This is a genomic window from Vibrio diazotrophicus (genome assembly GCF_038452265.1).
GTDB lineage: Bacteria > Pseudomonadota > Gammaproteobacteria > Enterobacterales > Vibrionaceae > Vibrio > Vibrio diazotrophicus.
Map to the genome: position 1 here is coordinate 1,401,896 of NZ_CP151842.1, position 13,629 is coordinate 1,415,524.

Annotated in this window: 15 protein-coding genes; 8 read left to right on the top strand and 7 right to left on the bottom strand. The window is 43.4% G+C overall.

Going from position 1 to position 13,629, the window contains the following annotated elements:
* Positions 1-7 precede the first annotated feature (7 nt).
* The 7 genes from AAGA51_RS06365 (at position 8) to AAGA51_RS06395 (ending at position 5,978) form a co-directional block, all read left to right on the top strand.
* On the top strand, positions 8-529 hold the full coding sequence (locus AAGA51_RS06365; RefSeq protein ID WP_042488720.1) for a rod-binding protein: 522 nt from the start codon (positions 8-10) through the stop codon (positions 527-529).
* A gap of 5 nt (positions 530-534) precedes the next feature.
* Positions 535-1,908 (top strand): flagellar hook-associated protein FlgK, encoded by a 1,374-nt coding sequence (gene flgK, locus AAGA51_RS06370; protein WP_042488718.1) that lies wholly within the window; start codon positions 535-537, stop codon positions 1,906-1,908.
* A gap of 9 nt (positions 1,909-1,917) precedes the next feature.
* A complete protein-coding gene (gene flgL, locus AAGA51_RS06375) occupies positions 1,918-2,808 on the top strand; it encodes a flagellar hook-associated protein FlgL (protein WP_042488717.1) in 891 nt (296 codons plus the stop codon).
* Positions 2,809-2,819: 11 nt separating this feature from the next.
* Positions 2,820-3,863 (top strand): hypothetical protein, encoded by a 1,044-nt coding sequence (locus AAGA51_RS06380; protein ID WP_042488713.1) that lies wholly within the window; start codon positions 2,820-2,822, stop codon positions 3,861-3,863.
* 179 nt (positions 3,864-4,042) lie between these two features.
* Positions 4,043-4,549, top strand: a complete 507-nt coding sequence (locus AAGA51_RS06385; protein WP_042488710.1) for a M48 family metallopeptidase — start codon at positions 4,043-4,045, stop codon at positions 4,547-4,549.
* The gene (gene rlmF / locus AAGA51_RS06390; RefSeq protein ID WP_081878762.1) at positions 4,546-5,715 is read left to right on the top strand and encodes a 23S rRNA (adenine(1618)-N(6))-methyltransferase RlmF; all 1,170 of its coding nucleotides are present in this window, start codon (positions 4,546-4,548) and stop codon (positions 5,713-5,715) included. Before AAGA51_RS06385 ends, rlmF begins: the two co-directional genes overlap by 4 nt.
* A 41-nt stretch (positions 5,716-5,756) precedes the next feature.
* On the top strand, positions 5,757-5,978 hold the full coding sequence (locus tag AAGA51_RS06395) for a hypothetical protein (protein ID WP_042488708.1): 222 nt from the start codon (positions 5,757-5,759) through the stop codon (positions 5,976-5,978).
* Positions 5,979-5,986: 8 nt separating this feature from the next.
* Here the strand turns inward: AAGA51_RS06395 and pilW are convergent, their stop codons facing one another.
* Positions 5,987-6,697, bottom strand: a complete 711-nt coding sequence (gene pilW / locus AAGA51_RS06400; protein WP_042488706.1) for a type IV pilus biogenesis/stability protein PilW — start codon at positions 6,695-6,697, stop codon at positions 5,987-5,989.
* Positions 6,698-6,864: 167 nt separating this feature from the next.
* The gene (gene metA / locus AAGA51_RS06405) at positions 6,865-7,806 is read right to left on the bottom strand and encodes a homoserine O-acetyltransferase MetA (protein WP_042488702.1); all 942 of its coding nucleotides are present in this window, start codon (positions 7,804-7,806) and stop codon (positions 6,865-6,867) included.
* Between the two features lie 161 nt (positions 7,807-7,967).
* Here metA and AAGA51_RS06410 point away from each other — a divergent pair, with 161 nt between their 5' ends.
* Positions 7,968-8,339, top strand: coding sequence for an ATP-binding protein (locus AAGA51_RS06410; protein WP_042488699.1), 372 nt, complete (start codon positions 7,968-7,970; stop codon positions 8,337-8,339).
* 21 nt (positions 8,340-8,360) lie between these two features.
* Here the strand turns inward: AAGA51_RS06410 and AAGA51_RS06415 are convergent, their stop codons facing one another.
* The 5 genes from AAGA51_RS06415 to AAGA51_RS06435 form a co-directional block, all read right to left on the bottom strand.
* Entirely contained in the window at positions 8,361-9,509 is a 1,149-nt protein-coding gene (locus AAGA51_RS06415) for an ABC transporter permease (protein ID WP_042488697.1), read from the bottom strand.
* Positions 9,496-10,674, bottom strand: a complete 1,179-nt coding sequence (locus AAGA51_RS06420; protein ID WP_042488693.1) for an ABC transporter permease — start codon at positions 10,672-10,674, stop codon at positions 9,496-9,498. The genes AAGA51_RS06415 and AAGA51_RS06420 overlap by 14 nt, the downstream gene beginning before the upstream one ends.
* Positions 10,675-11,649, bottom strand: coding sequence for an HlyD family secretion protein (locus tag AAGA51_RS06425; protein WP_042488690.1), 975 nt, complete (start codon positions 11,647-11,649; stop codon positions 10,675-10,677).
* Positions 11,646-13,067: a TolC family protein gene (locus tag AAGA51_RS06430; protein ID WP_042488688.1), complete on the bottom strand. Its 1,422-nt coding sequence runs from the start codon at positions 13,065-13,067 to the stop codon at positions 11,646-11,648. The genes AAGA51_RS06425 and AAGA51_RS06430 overlap by 4 nt, the downstream gene beginning before the upstream one ends.
* Before the next feature lie 177 nt (positions 13,068-13,244).
* Complete coding sequence (locus AAGA51_RS06435) at positions 13,245-13,478, bottom strand: hypothetical protein (RefSeq protein WP_081878761.1); 234 nt, start codon at positions 13,476-13,478, stop codon at positions 13,245-13,247.
* Positions 13,479-13,629: the final 151 nt, after the last annotated feature.

Genomic DNA, 13,629 nt, shown 5'->3' on the forward strand with positions numbered 1-13,629 from the left:
AAGCACAATGAAAATAGATCTTTCTAACGATAGAACACAGATGGGTTCAGTTCTTTATCACGACAACACAACACTGACGAACATTAAACATGCTTCCGACGAAAAAGGCGCATTAGAAACTGTCGCTAAACAATTTGAGGCAATGTTCCTGCAATTAGTATTACGTCAAATGCGTAGCAGCAGTGATGTTATGGCTGATGAAGACAGCCCGTTTTCTAGCAAGCAACAGGGTGTTTTTCGCGATATGTATGATGGCCAGATGGCTATTGAAATGGCGAAAAAACAGAGCTCGGGAATTGCAGATATGTTAGTTGAACAATTGGGTTCGAATGAGAGCTCGGCTTCAAACATTGTGGACTTTTCTTTAGCTTCTCAACGTGTAGAACACGATGAGTCAAAATTGGCAAAAAATGTCATCACACCAGTTAATCATTCTTCACAAACGGTCGCATCTAACTTCCAAGAAAGAAATGAATTAACAGCGACTAATGCATTTAGTCAGTCTTTGATTCGTAAATTGGAGCGTTAACGAATATGAACCTGGTTAATATCGCATTAAGCGGACTCAATGCAAACCGCGTAGCACTAGATGTTACAGCTCAGAACGTCGCGAACGTAAATACTCCTGGTTATAGTCGCCAACAAGCACTAATGGCAACCGTTGGCGGTTCTCAGTATGACAGACTTAGTGCAGGGACGGGCGTAGAGGTGACGAGTATTCGCCGAGTAACAGATCAGTTTATTGTTAAGCAGACGTGGACGACCAGCAGTGCAGAATCTTATGCATCACGGTATACAGAGAGTTTAAGCTACCTAGAAAACACATTAGATTCTGAAGGATTTAGTTTGTCAGCGGGTTTGGATAACTTATTTGCTGCACTTCATGATGCGACTTCGAAACCGGAATCTATGCCATTACGTCAGCAAATTATTAATGAAGCTGAAGCGCTATCCCGCCGTTTTAACACTCTGAATGAGTCCCTTTATACCCAACATAAAAACTTAAGCGATCAGCGCACTGCTGCAGTTGCAGAAGCGAATAGTCTTATGAGTAATATTGCTGATATAAATAAGCAGATAGTTGAGAGTAAAGGCGTTGGCGCAAATGCAGCGCAACTACTAGACACACGTGATACGTTGGTTGGGGAGCTATCAAAATTGGTGGAAGTAAAAACCACTGATCAGGCTAACGGGAGCATTCAAGTAACACTGACGTCTGGTCAACCTCTGATCATGGGCAGTGAGGCGGGTGTTCTTAAAGCAATACCTGATGTAAATGATGCTTATATAGCAACGTTACAAGTCGATTTTGATAAACAAAGCTTTTCAATACCCGGTGATGTCGGCAGTAACCTTGGCGCAATATCAAACTACCAAACTAACATTCTCAAACCGTACATGACGGCGCTTGATGAGATGGCTGTTTCCATGGCTGATGCGTTCAACACGGAACTGGCAATGGGCTTAGATCTTAACGGAATCGCGGGAAAAGCGTTATTTAGTTATGACGCAGCGAACGCTGCTGCAAGTCTAACTATTACGGACATTACTCCGAATGAACTGGGTTTATCTGGTGATGGAAATCCAGGGAACAGCGACAACTTGATTTCCATAATAGAGATAAGTAACCAGACATTTTCGATTAATGGCTTTGGGAATGTCTCACTGAATGATGCATTTACAGGAATGGTGGGTAATGTCGCAATAAAAGCACGACAGGCCGAATCGGACTATCAGGCTAAAAGCAGCATGAACAGCCAGGCAATTACCGCCAGAGATAATATTAGTGCAGTCAACAGTGACGAAGAAGCAGCAAACCTAATGAATTTTGCTAATGCGCACAATGCCAATATGAAAGTTATCAGTACCGCCAACCAGCTGTTTGATTCAGTGCTGCAGTTATTTTAGAGGGACATCATGAGAATCAGTGACACACAGTTTAGCCAGATGATGCTGCAAAGCTTGCAGACAAACAATGCAGGGTTAGGAAAGGTCATGCAGCAAATGTCGACAGGTGAAAGGATGACGAAGTTGTCCGACGATCCTATGGCATCAATCAAGTTATTGAACCTCGAGCGTGAAGACAGCGCTATTACCCAATACCAAAACAATATTGCCAATGTAAAAACGATACTTTCCAGCCAGGAAGTGTATTTAGATTCCGTGACGGATAGCTTGCAGAACATGCGTGACCGAATTCTCTGGGGAGCGAATGGCACGATGACAACAGACGACCGTGCCGGGATTATTACCGAGTTAAACAATCTACGAGATTCGATTACTTCGGCATTTAACGCTCAAGATGAAGAAGGGGTTCATTTATTCTCGGGAACGGCAACAGATACCCCGTCTTTAGATGCGAATTACAATATTTTGGGTAACAGTGATAAACGAGTCGTGACTGTCGCAAAAGGCGTTACGATGGAAACGAACATTACAGCGCTAGATGTTTTGGATCTGGGCGGTGGCAATAATATTTTAAAATCCATAGACGGATTAATCGCCGAGTTTCAGGCTCCTACTGCAAATTTCCAAAATGAAGTCAGCAACACAATTAATGATCTTGATATAACCGCAAATAACGTTCTCTCGGCAATCACAGAAATGGGCGGACGTCATAACAATTTGGATTTAATGAACAGTTCGCATACCGATAATAAACTCTTTGTCGAAAAAGTGAACGATGAGTTATCTGCTTTAGATTACAGTGAAGCCTCTGTGCGTTTAAACAGTTTTATGGCTGCTTTACAGGCTACACAAGCCAGCTATGTCAAAATAGACGGCTTATCACTATTTGACCGTATTTAGGTAGTATTTAGATGGCTTTAAGCACAAGTGAAGTTCGTGCGCATGGTATTCGACTAACTGGGCAGGAAAGAACAACAGTTACACCGTCTCTAAATGCTGGCGATGTAAAACGTATTGCGTCTAACCCCGCTAGTTATTCGAACAGAGGTAATACCTCGACTTATTCTGTGTCTGGAATATTGCTTACTCAGGGGCAACAACAAGCGACTGCTGTACAAATAGCGGCTAAGTCTTTGCAGCTAGTTGGGAAAGAGTTAGGTAGCATTAAGCGTCAATTAACTCAGGCAATGAATCAGGGCGTAGATAACGTTCCAAATATTAAAGAGAACTTAACGCGTTCAAAAATTCAAATTGATACCGTGTTACAGGAGTCTCGTTTCGATGGTCATCGTGTTATTGATAATGAGTTGAACTTAAAACTCAATGGAACAGATGTCCGCCGATTTTCAATTCCTGGTCTCAATGTGAATCGCTTACAAGGTAAAGCTGAACAAATACGTTTGGATTTTCCTCATGGTAGCTCGGTAATGATCCAGTTTGATTCAGCGAAAGATGGAGTTAGAACCGTTAAAATGTTGGATAGAAGTCTTATACCTTTGGGGATGAGAGCCAGCATTAGTGAAGACGGTACCGTACTATTTGAAGCGAGTGAGCAAGCTTACAAACAAATGGACCATAAAGTCGCAGTTACAGGCCAAGGCCATCGTTTTCCGGCTGGTCAGGCTAACATGCTCAATTTAAAATCAGAACCAGATGGCGTTGCTGAGCTTCGTTTCGATTTAAGCTCGCGTGACGGTATTAAGCAGAGCATCATTAAAGTTAATAAACATCTTCAGCAAACACACGCTAGCTTAGAACAAGCTAACCAATATCAAGTCGATATCGATACACAAATGCAGACAATGAAGAGTCAACTGAATGTGCCTAGCAGTCAGCAGATTTCACAAAAGCTCACACATTTTAATAGAGCTTCGGAAGATTTTTCTTCGGCGTTTGAAGCATTAAATGCACAAGCGAATGTGCGTCGCCATACTGTGGTTGCGTTGCTCAGTTAGACCTAGCTCATACCTTTTTAAAACAATGGAAAATCGTCTGGTGTCTAGATTTTCCATGTTCCAGTTTCATTCAGACTTGATACAAACCTACCTCTGCATTTGCCAAAGCCTAATACGTGAATCATTATCGACTTTCCGCTACACTGTGCGGCTTCATTTTAAGGCTTTCAAAAATACGTATGAATTCAGTACTCAGATACATTCAAGGCTATCCTGCTCACATTGTCGAGTCAGTCCAAAAGTTGGTTGATAACGATAAGCTCATTCCTTGGTTCGAGCAGCGTTACCCTGAACGTCATTCAATTCAAAGTGAGAAAGCACTGTTTGAATATACGATGGCGATTAAGAACCAGTATATGAAGAAAACTGCGCCGCTGAGCAAGGTGGTTTACGACAGCAAAATACACCTAATCAACAATGCTCTGGGCCTTCACACTTATGTATCAAAAGTCCATGGTAATAAGATCAAATCTAAAAATGAAATACGTATTGCCAGTATGTTTAAAAACGCGCCTGAGCCTTTATTAAGAATGCTGGTTGTTCACGAGCTTGCGCATCTGAGAGAAAAAGATCACAACAAATCCTTCTATCAACTTTGTTGTCATATGGAACCGAATTATCACCAGTATGAACTGGATGCACGCATTTACATGATGGTCTTAGAGTTAAGCCGAGGTAACGGATGAACAGTCAAGCTCCTACTGAGAAGACCCGAGGGAAAACACGCAGTAAAAATACAGTGAAAGAAAAAGCTGCTAATGAAAAAAAGGTGAGCAGTAAGAAATCGTATTCTGCATCTAAGGCTTCAAAGTCTAAACCACTAGCACAACCGAAATCTAGCGGAGCGGCAAAACCAACCGTTAGATCAAACCCAGTGACTAAGGGCAAAGAGGGGTTACACAGTAGAAATCGCCACAAAGGCAATTATGACTTTATGGCGTTGTGCAAAGTGTTACCGGAATTAAAACCCCACCTGATTAAAAACCCTAAAGGTGATTGGAGTATTTCTTTCTCAGACCCGACAGCCGTTAAGCTACTGAACAAAGCGTTACTTGCACTGCATTATGGTGTGTCGTTCTGGGATATTCCGCAGGGCTACTTGTGTCCGCCGATTCCGGGACGTGCAGACTACATCCACCGCGTGGCTGATTTGCTGCAATCAGAGAACTCGTCGCTCAAACAAGACGGTATTCGCGCACTTGATATAGGAGTCGGTGCAAACTGCATTTATCCGATCATTGGTGTCACGGAATACGCTTGGAACTATGTAGGTAGCGATGTTGACCCCGTGTCTGTGAAGCAAGCTAATAACATTGCTCAGCACAATGACAATCTGAGAGGCCGAATAGAGTGCCGTTTACAGACTGACAGCAAATCGATATTTGCTGGCATTATTCAGCCAAATGAAAAATACCATGTGACGACCTGCAATCCGCCGTTTCATGCTTCTCTTGCCGAAGCAGAACAGGGGACTCAGCGAAAGCTGAAAAACCTTCAAGCGAACAAAAAGAAGAAAGGTTTAACAAGTCAGCCGATGCTTTCAAAGCAAGAGGAAAAGCCGACTCTCAATTTTGGTGGACAAAAAGCTGAGCTTTGGTGTCCCGGCGGTGAAGCGGCATTTATTAAGAACATGGCGTTTGAAAGTCAGCGGTTTGGTCAGCAGGTTTTGTGGTTCACAACGCTGATATCAAAAAGTGATAATGTTCGTTGGATGAAAAAACAACTTCAGAAAGTTGGCGCCGAGTCGATAAAAGTAGTAGAGATGCAGCAAGGACAAAAGATAAGTCGTTTTATTGCATGGACTTTTCAAAATGCTGAACAGCGCAAGCTGTGGATTAAAGACAGTTGCTAATATAACAGTAGTGGAATAACTCTATAGAGAAGGAGGTAAGTATGGACTTTGTGTTCTTTCAACCTTGCCAACCGGATTGGTTATGCAAACCATTCTTGAGTGTATTTTCACTATTGTTGCTTGTCGGACTGGTTTTGTTTATCCGTATCGTTTATCGCGAATACCAGAAAATACAACGGGCGAAACAAGTACGACGCCTACGCCGAGTGCATTATCGCGATAGAAAAGGCGGCAATAATGGCCGCCCGAAAAACGCTAAATGACAATGAGCCTACAGTTGTTTGAGTAGCGATAAATATTTCTGTTCCAACCTTTTGTTTCCGGCTCGCCTTTCTAAATTTGCCAACAAGTGCAGTGATGCTTTTTGATAACCATGGTTTTGATGAAACTGCAAAAGCCTCACTCGCGCCTGAGAAAACTCTCCTGAATCTATTTCTAGCTTCGACAATTGTAAGATTGAGCGAAATCGCTGTGGATCATGATCTATGGCGCGGCTAAAGTACTTTTTTGCTTTGCTCAAGTTGCCATACTTCGCTGCACACAAACCGGCATTTTCGTAGCTTTCCGCCACTAAGTAATAATTGGGTTGTTCTACGGCTTGATTGAAATATTTATCGGCTTGTCGGTAGTCGCCTATCTTGCACAGGAAAGCACCATAATTGTTGAGCACTTGGCCATTGTCGTCATGTTCACTCAATGCGTCTTCGTAAGCTTCAAGTGCTTTATCTTTTTCGCCGACGACATCGTAATAATGAGCGATCGCAAGCATGGCTCTGTAGTATTCCGGCGCGTGTTCTAACGCTTTCTCAAGGTTTTCTCGTGCTTTGGGCATGTTGCCATTTTCTAAATAGCCCAAGCCTAATGTGATTCTCGATTCCGCTTTTTCAATCGGGTCGCTGTTTTGTTGGAGACTGTCTTGTTGTTCAACCATCATGCAGCCCAAGAGGAGAGATGATAGCAAAATACTGAGTATTGATTTCATTGACTTACTCCTTGAATTTTGAAGGTATGATAATGAAATCAATTAATTATCGAAGTTATGGTGAAAATTTATGCGACAGGTTCTGCATATTCAATGGAGTGAATAAAAAAGCCCGCTAGTGATAGCGGGCTTAGAAGTGTGTGCTGAAATACAGCTTTGATCTTCGACTAGTCGTCTTTTGTGAACTTGTCTTCGCTAAAGTGTTCCAGATCAAACGGTGTTTGTTGGTATACACAATAGTTAAGCCAATTCGCGAACAACAGGTGCCCATGACTTCGCCAACTTGCTCTCGGTTGATTATCCGGATTGTCATTCGGGTAGTAGTTCACAGGAATCATTGGTTCCATACCTTCACCCAGATCGCGAACATACTCATTGTGCAGTGTATTAGCATCGTACTCCGGGTGACCGGTAACGAACACGTTACGCTTGTCTTTCGTTGATGCTAAGTACACGCCCGCAACGTCAGAAGTCGCGAGTATATCTAAGTCGGTATGTTGATCTAAAAAGTCGGCTTCAAAATCTGCATAACGAGAATGAGGAGCCAAAAAGGTATCATCAAAACCACGCAAGATTGGGTGGAATGGCTGATGGATGTCGTGATGGTAAACTCCGGAGAGTTTTTCCTTACGTGTTCTCTTTGGCAAGTTATACAGCAGCTTCAAGCCAGCTTGAGCAGCCCAGCACACATAAAGTGTTGAAGTAACATGGCTTTTTGCCCAAGTCATAATGGTCTGTAAATGATCCCAGTAAGCCACGTCTTCAAACTGAACTAAGCCCAGTGGAGCTCCGGTGATGATCAGACCATCAAAGTTACGATCCTTAATTTTGTCAAACTGACGATAGAAAGCATTAAGGTGTTCTTCCGGTGTGTTTTTGCTTGGGCGATCATCAATGCGTAACAGTTCGATATCCAATTGCAGAGGTGAATTGGAGAGTAGGCGTAAAAATTGAGTCTCGGTCTCAATTTTTTTCGGCATCAGATTCAAGATCAAAATTTTAAGTGGGCGTATTTCCTGCGTTGACGCACGAGATTCTGGCATTACGAAGATGTTCTCTTTACGTAATACATCACTTGCAGGCAGTTGATCGGGGATCCTAATTGGCACAGCTTTCTCCCTTAGCTAACATTTTGGACGTCTAAACATCTAGACTTATAGCCTAACTATTTACAGATGTCGATAGCAAAATGCAGACAACCTTAAATTAAGTTAATATTCACGCCCAACGCGGTTATTTCATAATTTTATATCTTATTAACGGGTTCAACATGCTGACTCTCACTCTTATCCGAGGTTTACCGGGTTCAGGTAAATCAACGCTGGCAAAAACATTACCAGCCGTTCATTTAGAAGCGGATATGTACTTTGTGGATGAGCAGGGAGAGTATCAATACCGTGCTGAGGAAATTGGGGATGCACACCAATGGTGCCAGCAACAGACGGATTACTGGCTTCAAGAGGGCAAGAGCGTGGTGGTATCAAACACCTTTGTTAAGCAGTGGGAGATGACCGTCTATAAGAAGTTAGCCAGAAAACATAAAGCTAAGCTGAATATCATTGTGTGTCGAGAGCTTTACGGGAATATCCACGGTGTCGATGATGAAGTCATCAAGCGGATGCGAAAAGACTGGCAAGAATAACTTGTTTGCCAGCCGTTTCTTCTACTTTTCTATTCTGGTGCAGTTGCGTTGCGCTTTGCTAAGCTGCCACCAAGCCAGCATGAACCAAACTATCACTTGTCCCCACAGCAAAGTCCATTGAGATGCTATTTGACGCCATTCAGCACTCATTTGATTGAGAGCTAAGAAGCCTTGTATTGCCGGAGTACTTGGAAACAGTTTCGATGCCCATACAATTGGCTGTGGAATCGCCTCGACAGGCCATATAAAGCCTGCTGAAAAAATCAAAGGCATTGAGCTAAGCAAAACCACCAAAGTTACCAGCTCCCGTCTTGGAGTAATAGAACCAAGCCAGATGCCGATAAAACATGAAGAAAGTAAAAATGGCAGTAACAGCGTCAGCAGTTCGGATGCGTGTGCCAGTGTGTTGACACCATGCAGGCTAAAACTTGCGCCGAAATAATACATACTCAGCAGGTAGTAAATCGGGATGAGCACAACACTTCTTAAAGCGATGAGTTTGAAACTGGATATGTGGCTCCAATAACCAATACCGTGTTTCTGCGTGCCAACCATCATGCCTGAAGCAATCAGCATCGTTTGCTGCAAAATAAGAACAAACACGGCTGGTACTACATAGTCTACATATCCCATACGTGCATTAAACGTGGGTTTCAGGTTTTGTCCGGTCGGCGAGTAGTGTTTAGCGGCAAGTGAAAGTGGCTCTCCGTCTACGACAAGACGAGCGACTTTGGTTTTGGCTGCTAATGTTCCGCCTGCCTGAGCCAGACCTTCAACTAATGTGCCGTAAACCAAAAAGTAGGAAGCATCACCCGCATAAGCAAGAGTGGTGCTTTTCCCTAGCATTAAGTCTTTGTAGAAATGTTCCGGAATAACCAAAATTCCGCTCACTTGCTTATCTAGAAAGGCCTGCTTTGCTTCTTCAATGGTCGCATTTCGTTGAACGACTTTGACCTGTGGCGTTGCATCAACCATGCGTTCGAGTTGATAGCTGGCTTGACTCTTATCCAAATTTACTACGGTAAGCGTTTGTTCTCTTGGCGTTTGCTGACTGTAGGGAAGCGGGTAAAGAAAAGAATAGAAAAATACGCCACCAAACACGGTCAATACCACCACAGGGTTGGTAAACAGTGCTTTAATTTCCGCTTTCAGTAAGTTAAACCAGCTCATGGTCACTCCTCACTTTTTTTTCAGCTCGCAGGTGTTTTTTAATCAACAGGAGGGTTAATCCAAGTGGTAGAAGATAGCCAAGCATCGGCCACAAAGATGCAAGAGCAGAATAAGCATCGAGTCCATAGCTGACTTGGCTTACCTGCACATCAATATAATGACTGACAGGTAGCAAGCTGCGCCATATCTGAGCCAAAGTACCCATATCCGTTGTCGGGAATGTTATTCCCATAAAAGCGAAGCTTGGTGCGGTATATGCAGCGGCGAAGCTCATCGCTCGTGCTGGGTCTAATGTAATAAAGAAAAAGAACGAGCCCATAATCATACAGGCCACAATCGTAAAGCACTGAGCAATGACCATGGTCGACATAGAACCGTGCATAGGCCAATCCAGCCCGTGATAAAACCAGCTAAGAAAGCCGGCACCTTGCAAGACGAAGACAAGTGAATAGGGGGCAAGTGTTGCTATCAAACGAGAGAAAGTATTGGGTTGCGCCCAAATGCTTAAACCGTGAGTTCGGTGATTGGCGGCCAGTATCATAATGGTGGTCACCACTATGGCAATTTGCCAAATGGCAGGAACAACCGCCGAAACCAAAAATTGCGCGTAGTTTGTGTTTTTATTAAATAGCGGTGTGATTTGAGTACGTATCGGTAACACGTGGCTCATTGCACCCAGCGTGGTTTGTTGGCCCTTGGCGAGCGTTTTTACCACTTCAACCTGTGCATTAAATGTAGATTGCGCTTGCACGACGGCAGAATTGATTAGCCTTCCAACCAGAATCATTTGGCTGTTGTAGAAGGTGGTAACCTGTGGTTGTTCTCCACGATAAATGGTCTTATCGAATTGGTTCGGAATAACCACATAAGCATAAATGCCAGTGCTCTTTAGATCCTCTGTCGCTTCTGCCACATTGGCGTAACTGCGAAGTACCGAAAGGGTGGAGGTTGCATCCAGTTCGCGGCTAAGCTGACGTGAAAGGCGACTATTGGATAGATCTACAACGCCAATAGGTAAATCGCGGACAATGGCTTGGGAGAATATCCACCAGATAGTGACAACCAATACGATCGGAACCCATGTCAGACAGGAGAGTAACCAGCGATCTCTCCTTAATATCTGCCATTGTGTCTCTAAAGAAGGTGAAGCCACAGCGTGATCCATTTACAGTTCAACCACCACGCTCATACCCATGCGTAAACCTTCAACAGGTTCAACGGGACGAGCCTCAACTTCAAAAGTGCGCAAGTCAAAACCTTGTGTTGCATCGGTAGAGCGCCATGTTGCGAAGTCGCCCATTACCGCAATATGAGTGACTTTAAACGCCAGCGTTTTATTCAGTGCTGGAACAAAAGCATTGAACTGAGAATCCTTAGCAAAATGGCTGAGCAGGTCTTCTCGAACATTGAGAACCGCCCAAGAATCTTGTGTATCGACTACCGTCACAACAGGGAAACCTTGTGGGGCGAGTTCTCCACTTTGCATTAATACTTGTGCAACTTCTCCATCAAACCAGCTCGAAATTTCAGTGTCTGCGGCGTATGCTTCCACTTCAGCAACCGCACCTTCAGCCATACGAACTTTTTCTGCTGCGGCTTGTTTGGTTTCTTCACGAGCGCCTTCTTGAGCCATGTTGTACATCTGCTGTGCTGAGCTTTCAGTGTATTTCGCTGCTTGCCATTGCGTTAAAGCTTCATCTCTTTTCTGCTCAGCAACGACGCCATCTTTATATAGGTTATTGACGCGTAAATAAGTCTTCTCAGCTAACTGAGAAGCGGCGCGCGCTTTTAACCATTGATCTTTTGCTGCTTGAATCTGTTGTTCACGAGCACCGTTTTCCGCTTCCTGAGCCAAGGCTCCAGCGGCTTTTTTTCCAGCAATCGCTTGATCAAGTTTGGCTTCAATTTCTGGGCTGTGAATAGTGAATATCAGCTGTCCTTTTTCGACCATATCACCTTTGCGAACATACACTTGGTCTATACGCCCCGGTACTTTTGAGGAAATGCTGTATTGCTGTGATTCTATCTGACCCTGCAAATGAATAGGCTTTGGCTGATAAGCTTGATAAAAGCCATAACCGATCCATGAAACCAAAGCTAGGGTGGATACAGCAACTAGTGTCGTTTTTACAGCCTTCATGATGGATCCTTTTCATTCACAAGAGTTTGAGTTTCAGCGCTTGTCAGAGGAATTGCTGAATTTTTGTAGTTATCAAATGTGTCCATTTCACTGGTCAGTGCGAGCAATTTATTGAGTGAAATAAGGTAATTAAAGCTGGCAACGTATTGCTGAGTTTTAACGCTCGCTAAATACAGTTCGGCATCTACCACATCAAGAGAGGTAGATAAGCCTTGGGTGAATGCTTTCTGACGCAGTTTAAGGTTTTCTTGAGCAAGATTGAGGCTGGAGTTTAGCCCTGTCACTTCTTCAAGTGCTTGCTCTGCTTCGAGATAGGTTTTCTTCACTAATACTTGCAGATCTTGTCTTGCTTGTGCCTTCAAGTATTTGACTTGTGAGACTGCACTATGCGCTGCCTTAATCTGATCACTACGCCCTGTATTTTCAAGCAAAGGGACGCTGACACCAATACCAACTAACCAATCTGGCTTCATCTGACTTGCTAATGAATCGTCTTCATAGAGACTGTAGTCGCCGTATAGGTAAACCTCTGGGTAATATTTGCCTTTCTCCGCATTGATTAAGCTGCTGGCTTGTTTTTCTTTGGCGTCGAGCAAATCAAGGCCCGGATAAGTATTGAGTGTCTGTTCGACAAAGGCACTCATTGAAGGAAGACTTTGGTTTACAAACAACTCACCATCGGGTTCTACGAGGGTGGTTTGTCCTAGAATTTCCGTTAAAGCATTTTGAGCAATATCGAGGTCTTTTTGTGCTTTCTTACGTTCAACCGCCGCTTTATCTAATGAAGCTTCAGCCTGAAGTCGCTCAACGTGGGCTATTTGCCCTTGTTGCTCTAGTTTTAAAGCGTTATCTCTGTGTTTGGTTAATCCCGCTTCAACGGAAGAGCGAGTTTCTAAAACTTGCTGAGCCAAAACTACGCTGTAATAGTATTTCGCTAAGTCTTCGTAGCGAGCTTGAGTTTCCATAGCAAGCTGACTTTGAGCTTCCTCTTTCTTTCCAATCGCGGCATCTTGGGCTGCTGAAATTCTGCCACCGGTAAAAATAGGCCAGACAGCTCGAATAGAAGAGCTGAAGATATCTCTTTCAGTAACCGTTGAAGTTATTGAACCAATGGAACTTAGTAGTGCAGCAGGGAGAGGGAGGGTTTGACCTGTACTCTCCATAATTTGCTGGCCGGAGAGCGTCACGTCGTTATCTAAGCGAGTGAAGTTCGCTCCCACGCTAATGGAAGGTAAGTTGAGGTTACCTTTAGAATTTTTAAGATGTTCGTAACGCTCTACATTGGCACGTTCTGCTGCGAGGGAATTGTTGTTCTGTTTCAGCAGTTCCCAAGCTTGTTGAAACGAAATTGGCGCAGAATAAGCAGTTTGACTACCAAGCAGAGAGCATACAAAAAGAGCGATAGTTTTTGTCTTCATGTTCAGCTCAGCAATAAAAAATAATTAGAGCATATGCTCTAATTATTTATGTGTTAAGTCAACGGGTTTTAGAAAGCATACTCTTTTAAAAAGAATAGTCTTGTAAAAAGCACGGTGTTGTAAACGTATCGTTGCTTATCAGCAAATCGCTGTCTGTGACAAAACAAACCGTATTTGTTAGAAGTGATGATCCGCAGGGCAAAAATAATCTGCTCTCCAAACCAACTTTTTGCTGCTTTGCATTGTGCTCAGCAATTCTCTTCCTGACATCTGAGGAAAAGAGAGAAGCACTAACATTTCATCTGAGCAGGTATCTTTCGGATCATACGCTCTTACGTGGGTGAACGTAGAACACAGTTGTCTCGATAACATGTCTTTGGAAAGACAAATCCCTAAGTCGTCCCGTTTCATAAAAATGCCCCATCAAATTGTTGAGTTTTACTTCCTAAAAAACTCATTTTCCGATAAACGATTCACATAGAATTTCACTAGCCAGAATGCTCCTGATTGCTTATTAATTATACAGCTCAAGTTTTGACTCTGTCGAAGTAAAGCACCCCCG

What these genes read in the sequence shown, in the direction of transcription:
- AAGA51_RS06365 (WP_042488720.1), top strand. Translation starts at nt 8, where the DNA reads ATGAAAATAGATCTTTCTAACGATAGAACACAGATGGGTTCAGTTCTT.
- flgK (WP_042488718.1), top strand. Translation starts at nt 535, where the DNA reads ATGAACCTGGTTAATATCGCATTAAGCGGACTCAATGCAAACCGCGTA.
- flgL (WP_042488717.1), top strand. Translation starts at nt 1,918, where the DNA reads ATGAGAATCAGTGACACACAGTTTAGCCAGATGATGCTGCAAAGCTTG.
- AAGA51_RS06380 (WP_042488713.1), top strand. Translation starts at nt 2,820, where the DNA reads ATGGCTTTAAGCACAAGTGAAGTTCGTGCGCATGGTATTCGACTAACT.
- AAGA51_RS06385 (WP_042488710.1), top strand. Translation starts at nt 4,043, where the DNA reads ATGAATTCAGTACTCAGATACATTCAAGGCTATCCTGCTCACATTGTC.
- rlmF (WP_081878762.1), top strand. Translation starts at nt 4,546, where the DNA reads ATGAACAGTCAAGCTCCTACTGAGAAGACCCGAGGGAAAACACGCAGT.
- AAGA51_RS06395 (WP_042488708.1), top strand. Translation starts at nt 5,757, where the DNA reads ATGGACTTTGTGTTCTTTCAACCTTGCCAACCGGATTGGTTATGCAAA.
- pilW (WP_042488706.1), bottom strand. Translation starts at nt 6,697, where the DNA reads ATGAAATCAATACTCAGTATTTTGCTATCATCTCTCCTCTTGGGCTGC.
- AAGA51_RS06410 (WP_042488699.1), top strand. Translation starts at nt 7,968, where the DNA reads ATGCTGACTCTCACTCTTATCCGAGGTTTACCGGGTTCAGGTAAATCA.
- AAGA51_RS06415 (WP_042488697.1), bottom strand. Translation starts at nt 9,509, where the DNA reads ATGAGCTGGTTTAACTTACTGAAAGCGGAAATTAAAGCACTGTTTACC.
- AAGA51_RS06420 (WP_042488693.1), bottom strand. Translation starts at nt 10,674, where the DNA reads ATGGATCACGCTGTGGCTTCACCTTCTTTAGAGACACAATGGCAGATA.
- AAGA51_RS06425 (WP_042488690.1), bottom strand. Translation starts at nt 11,649, where the DNA reads ATGAAGGCTGTAAAAACGACACTAGTTGCTGTATCCACCCTAGCTTTG.
- AAGA51_RS06430 (WP_042488688.1), bottom strand. Translation starts at nt 13,067, where the DNA reads ATGAAGACAAAAACTATCGCTCTTTTTGTATGCTCTCTGCTTGGTAGT.
- AAGA51_RS06435 (WP_081878761.1), bottom strand. Translation starts at nt 13,478, where the DNA reads ATGAAACGGGACGACTTAGGGATTTGTCTTTCCAAAGACATGTTATCG.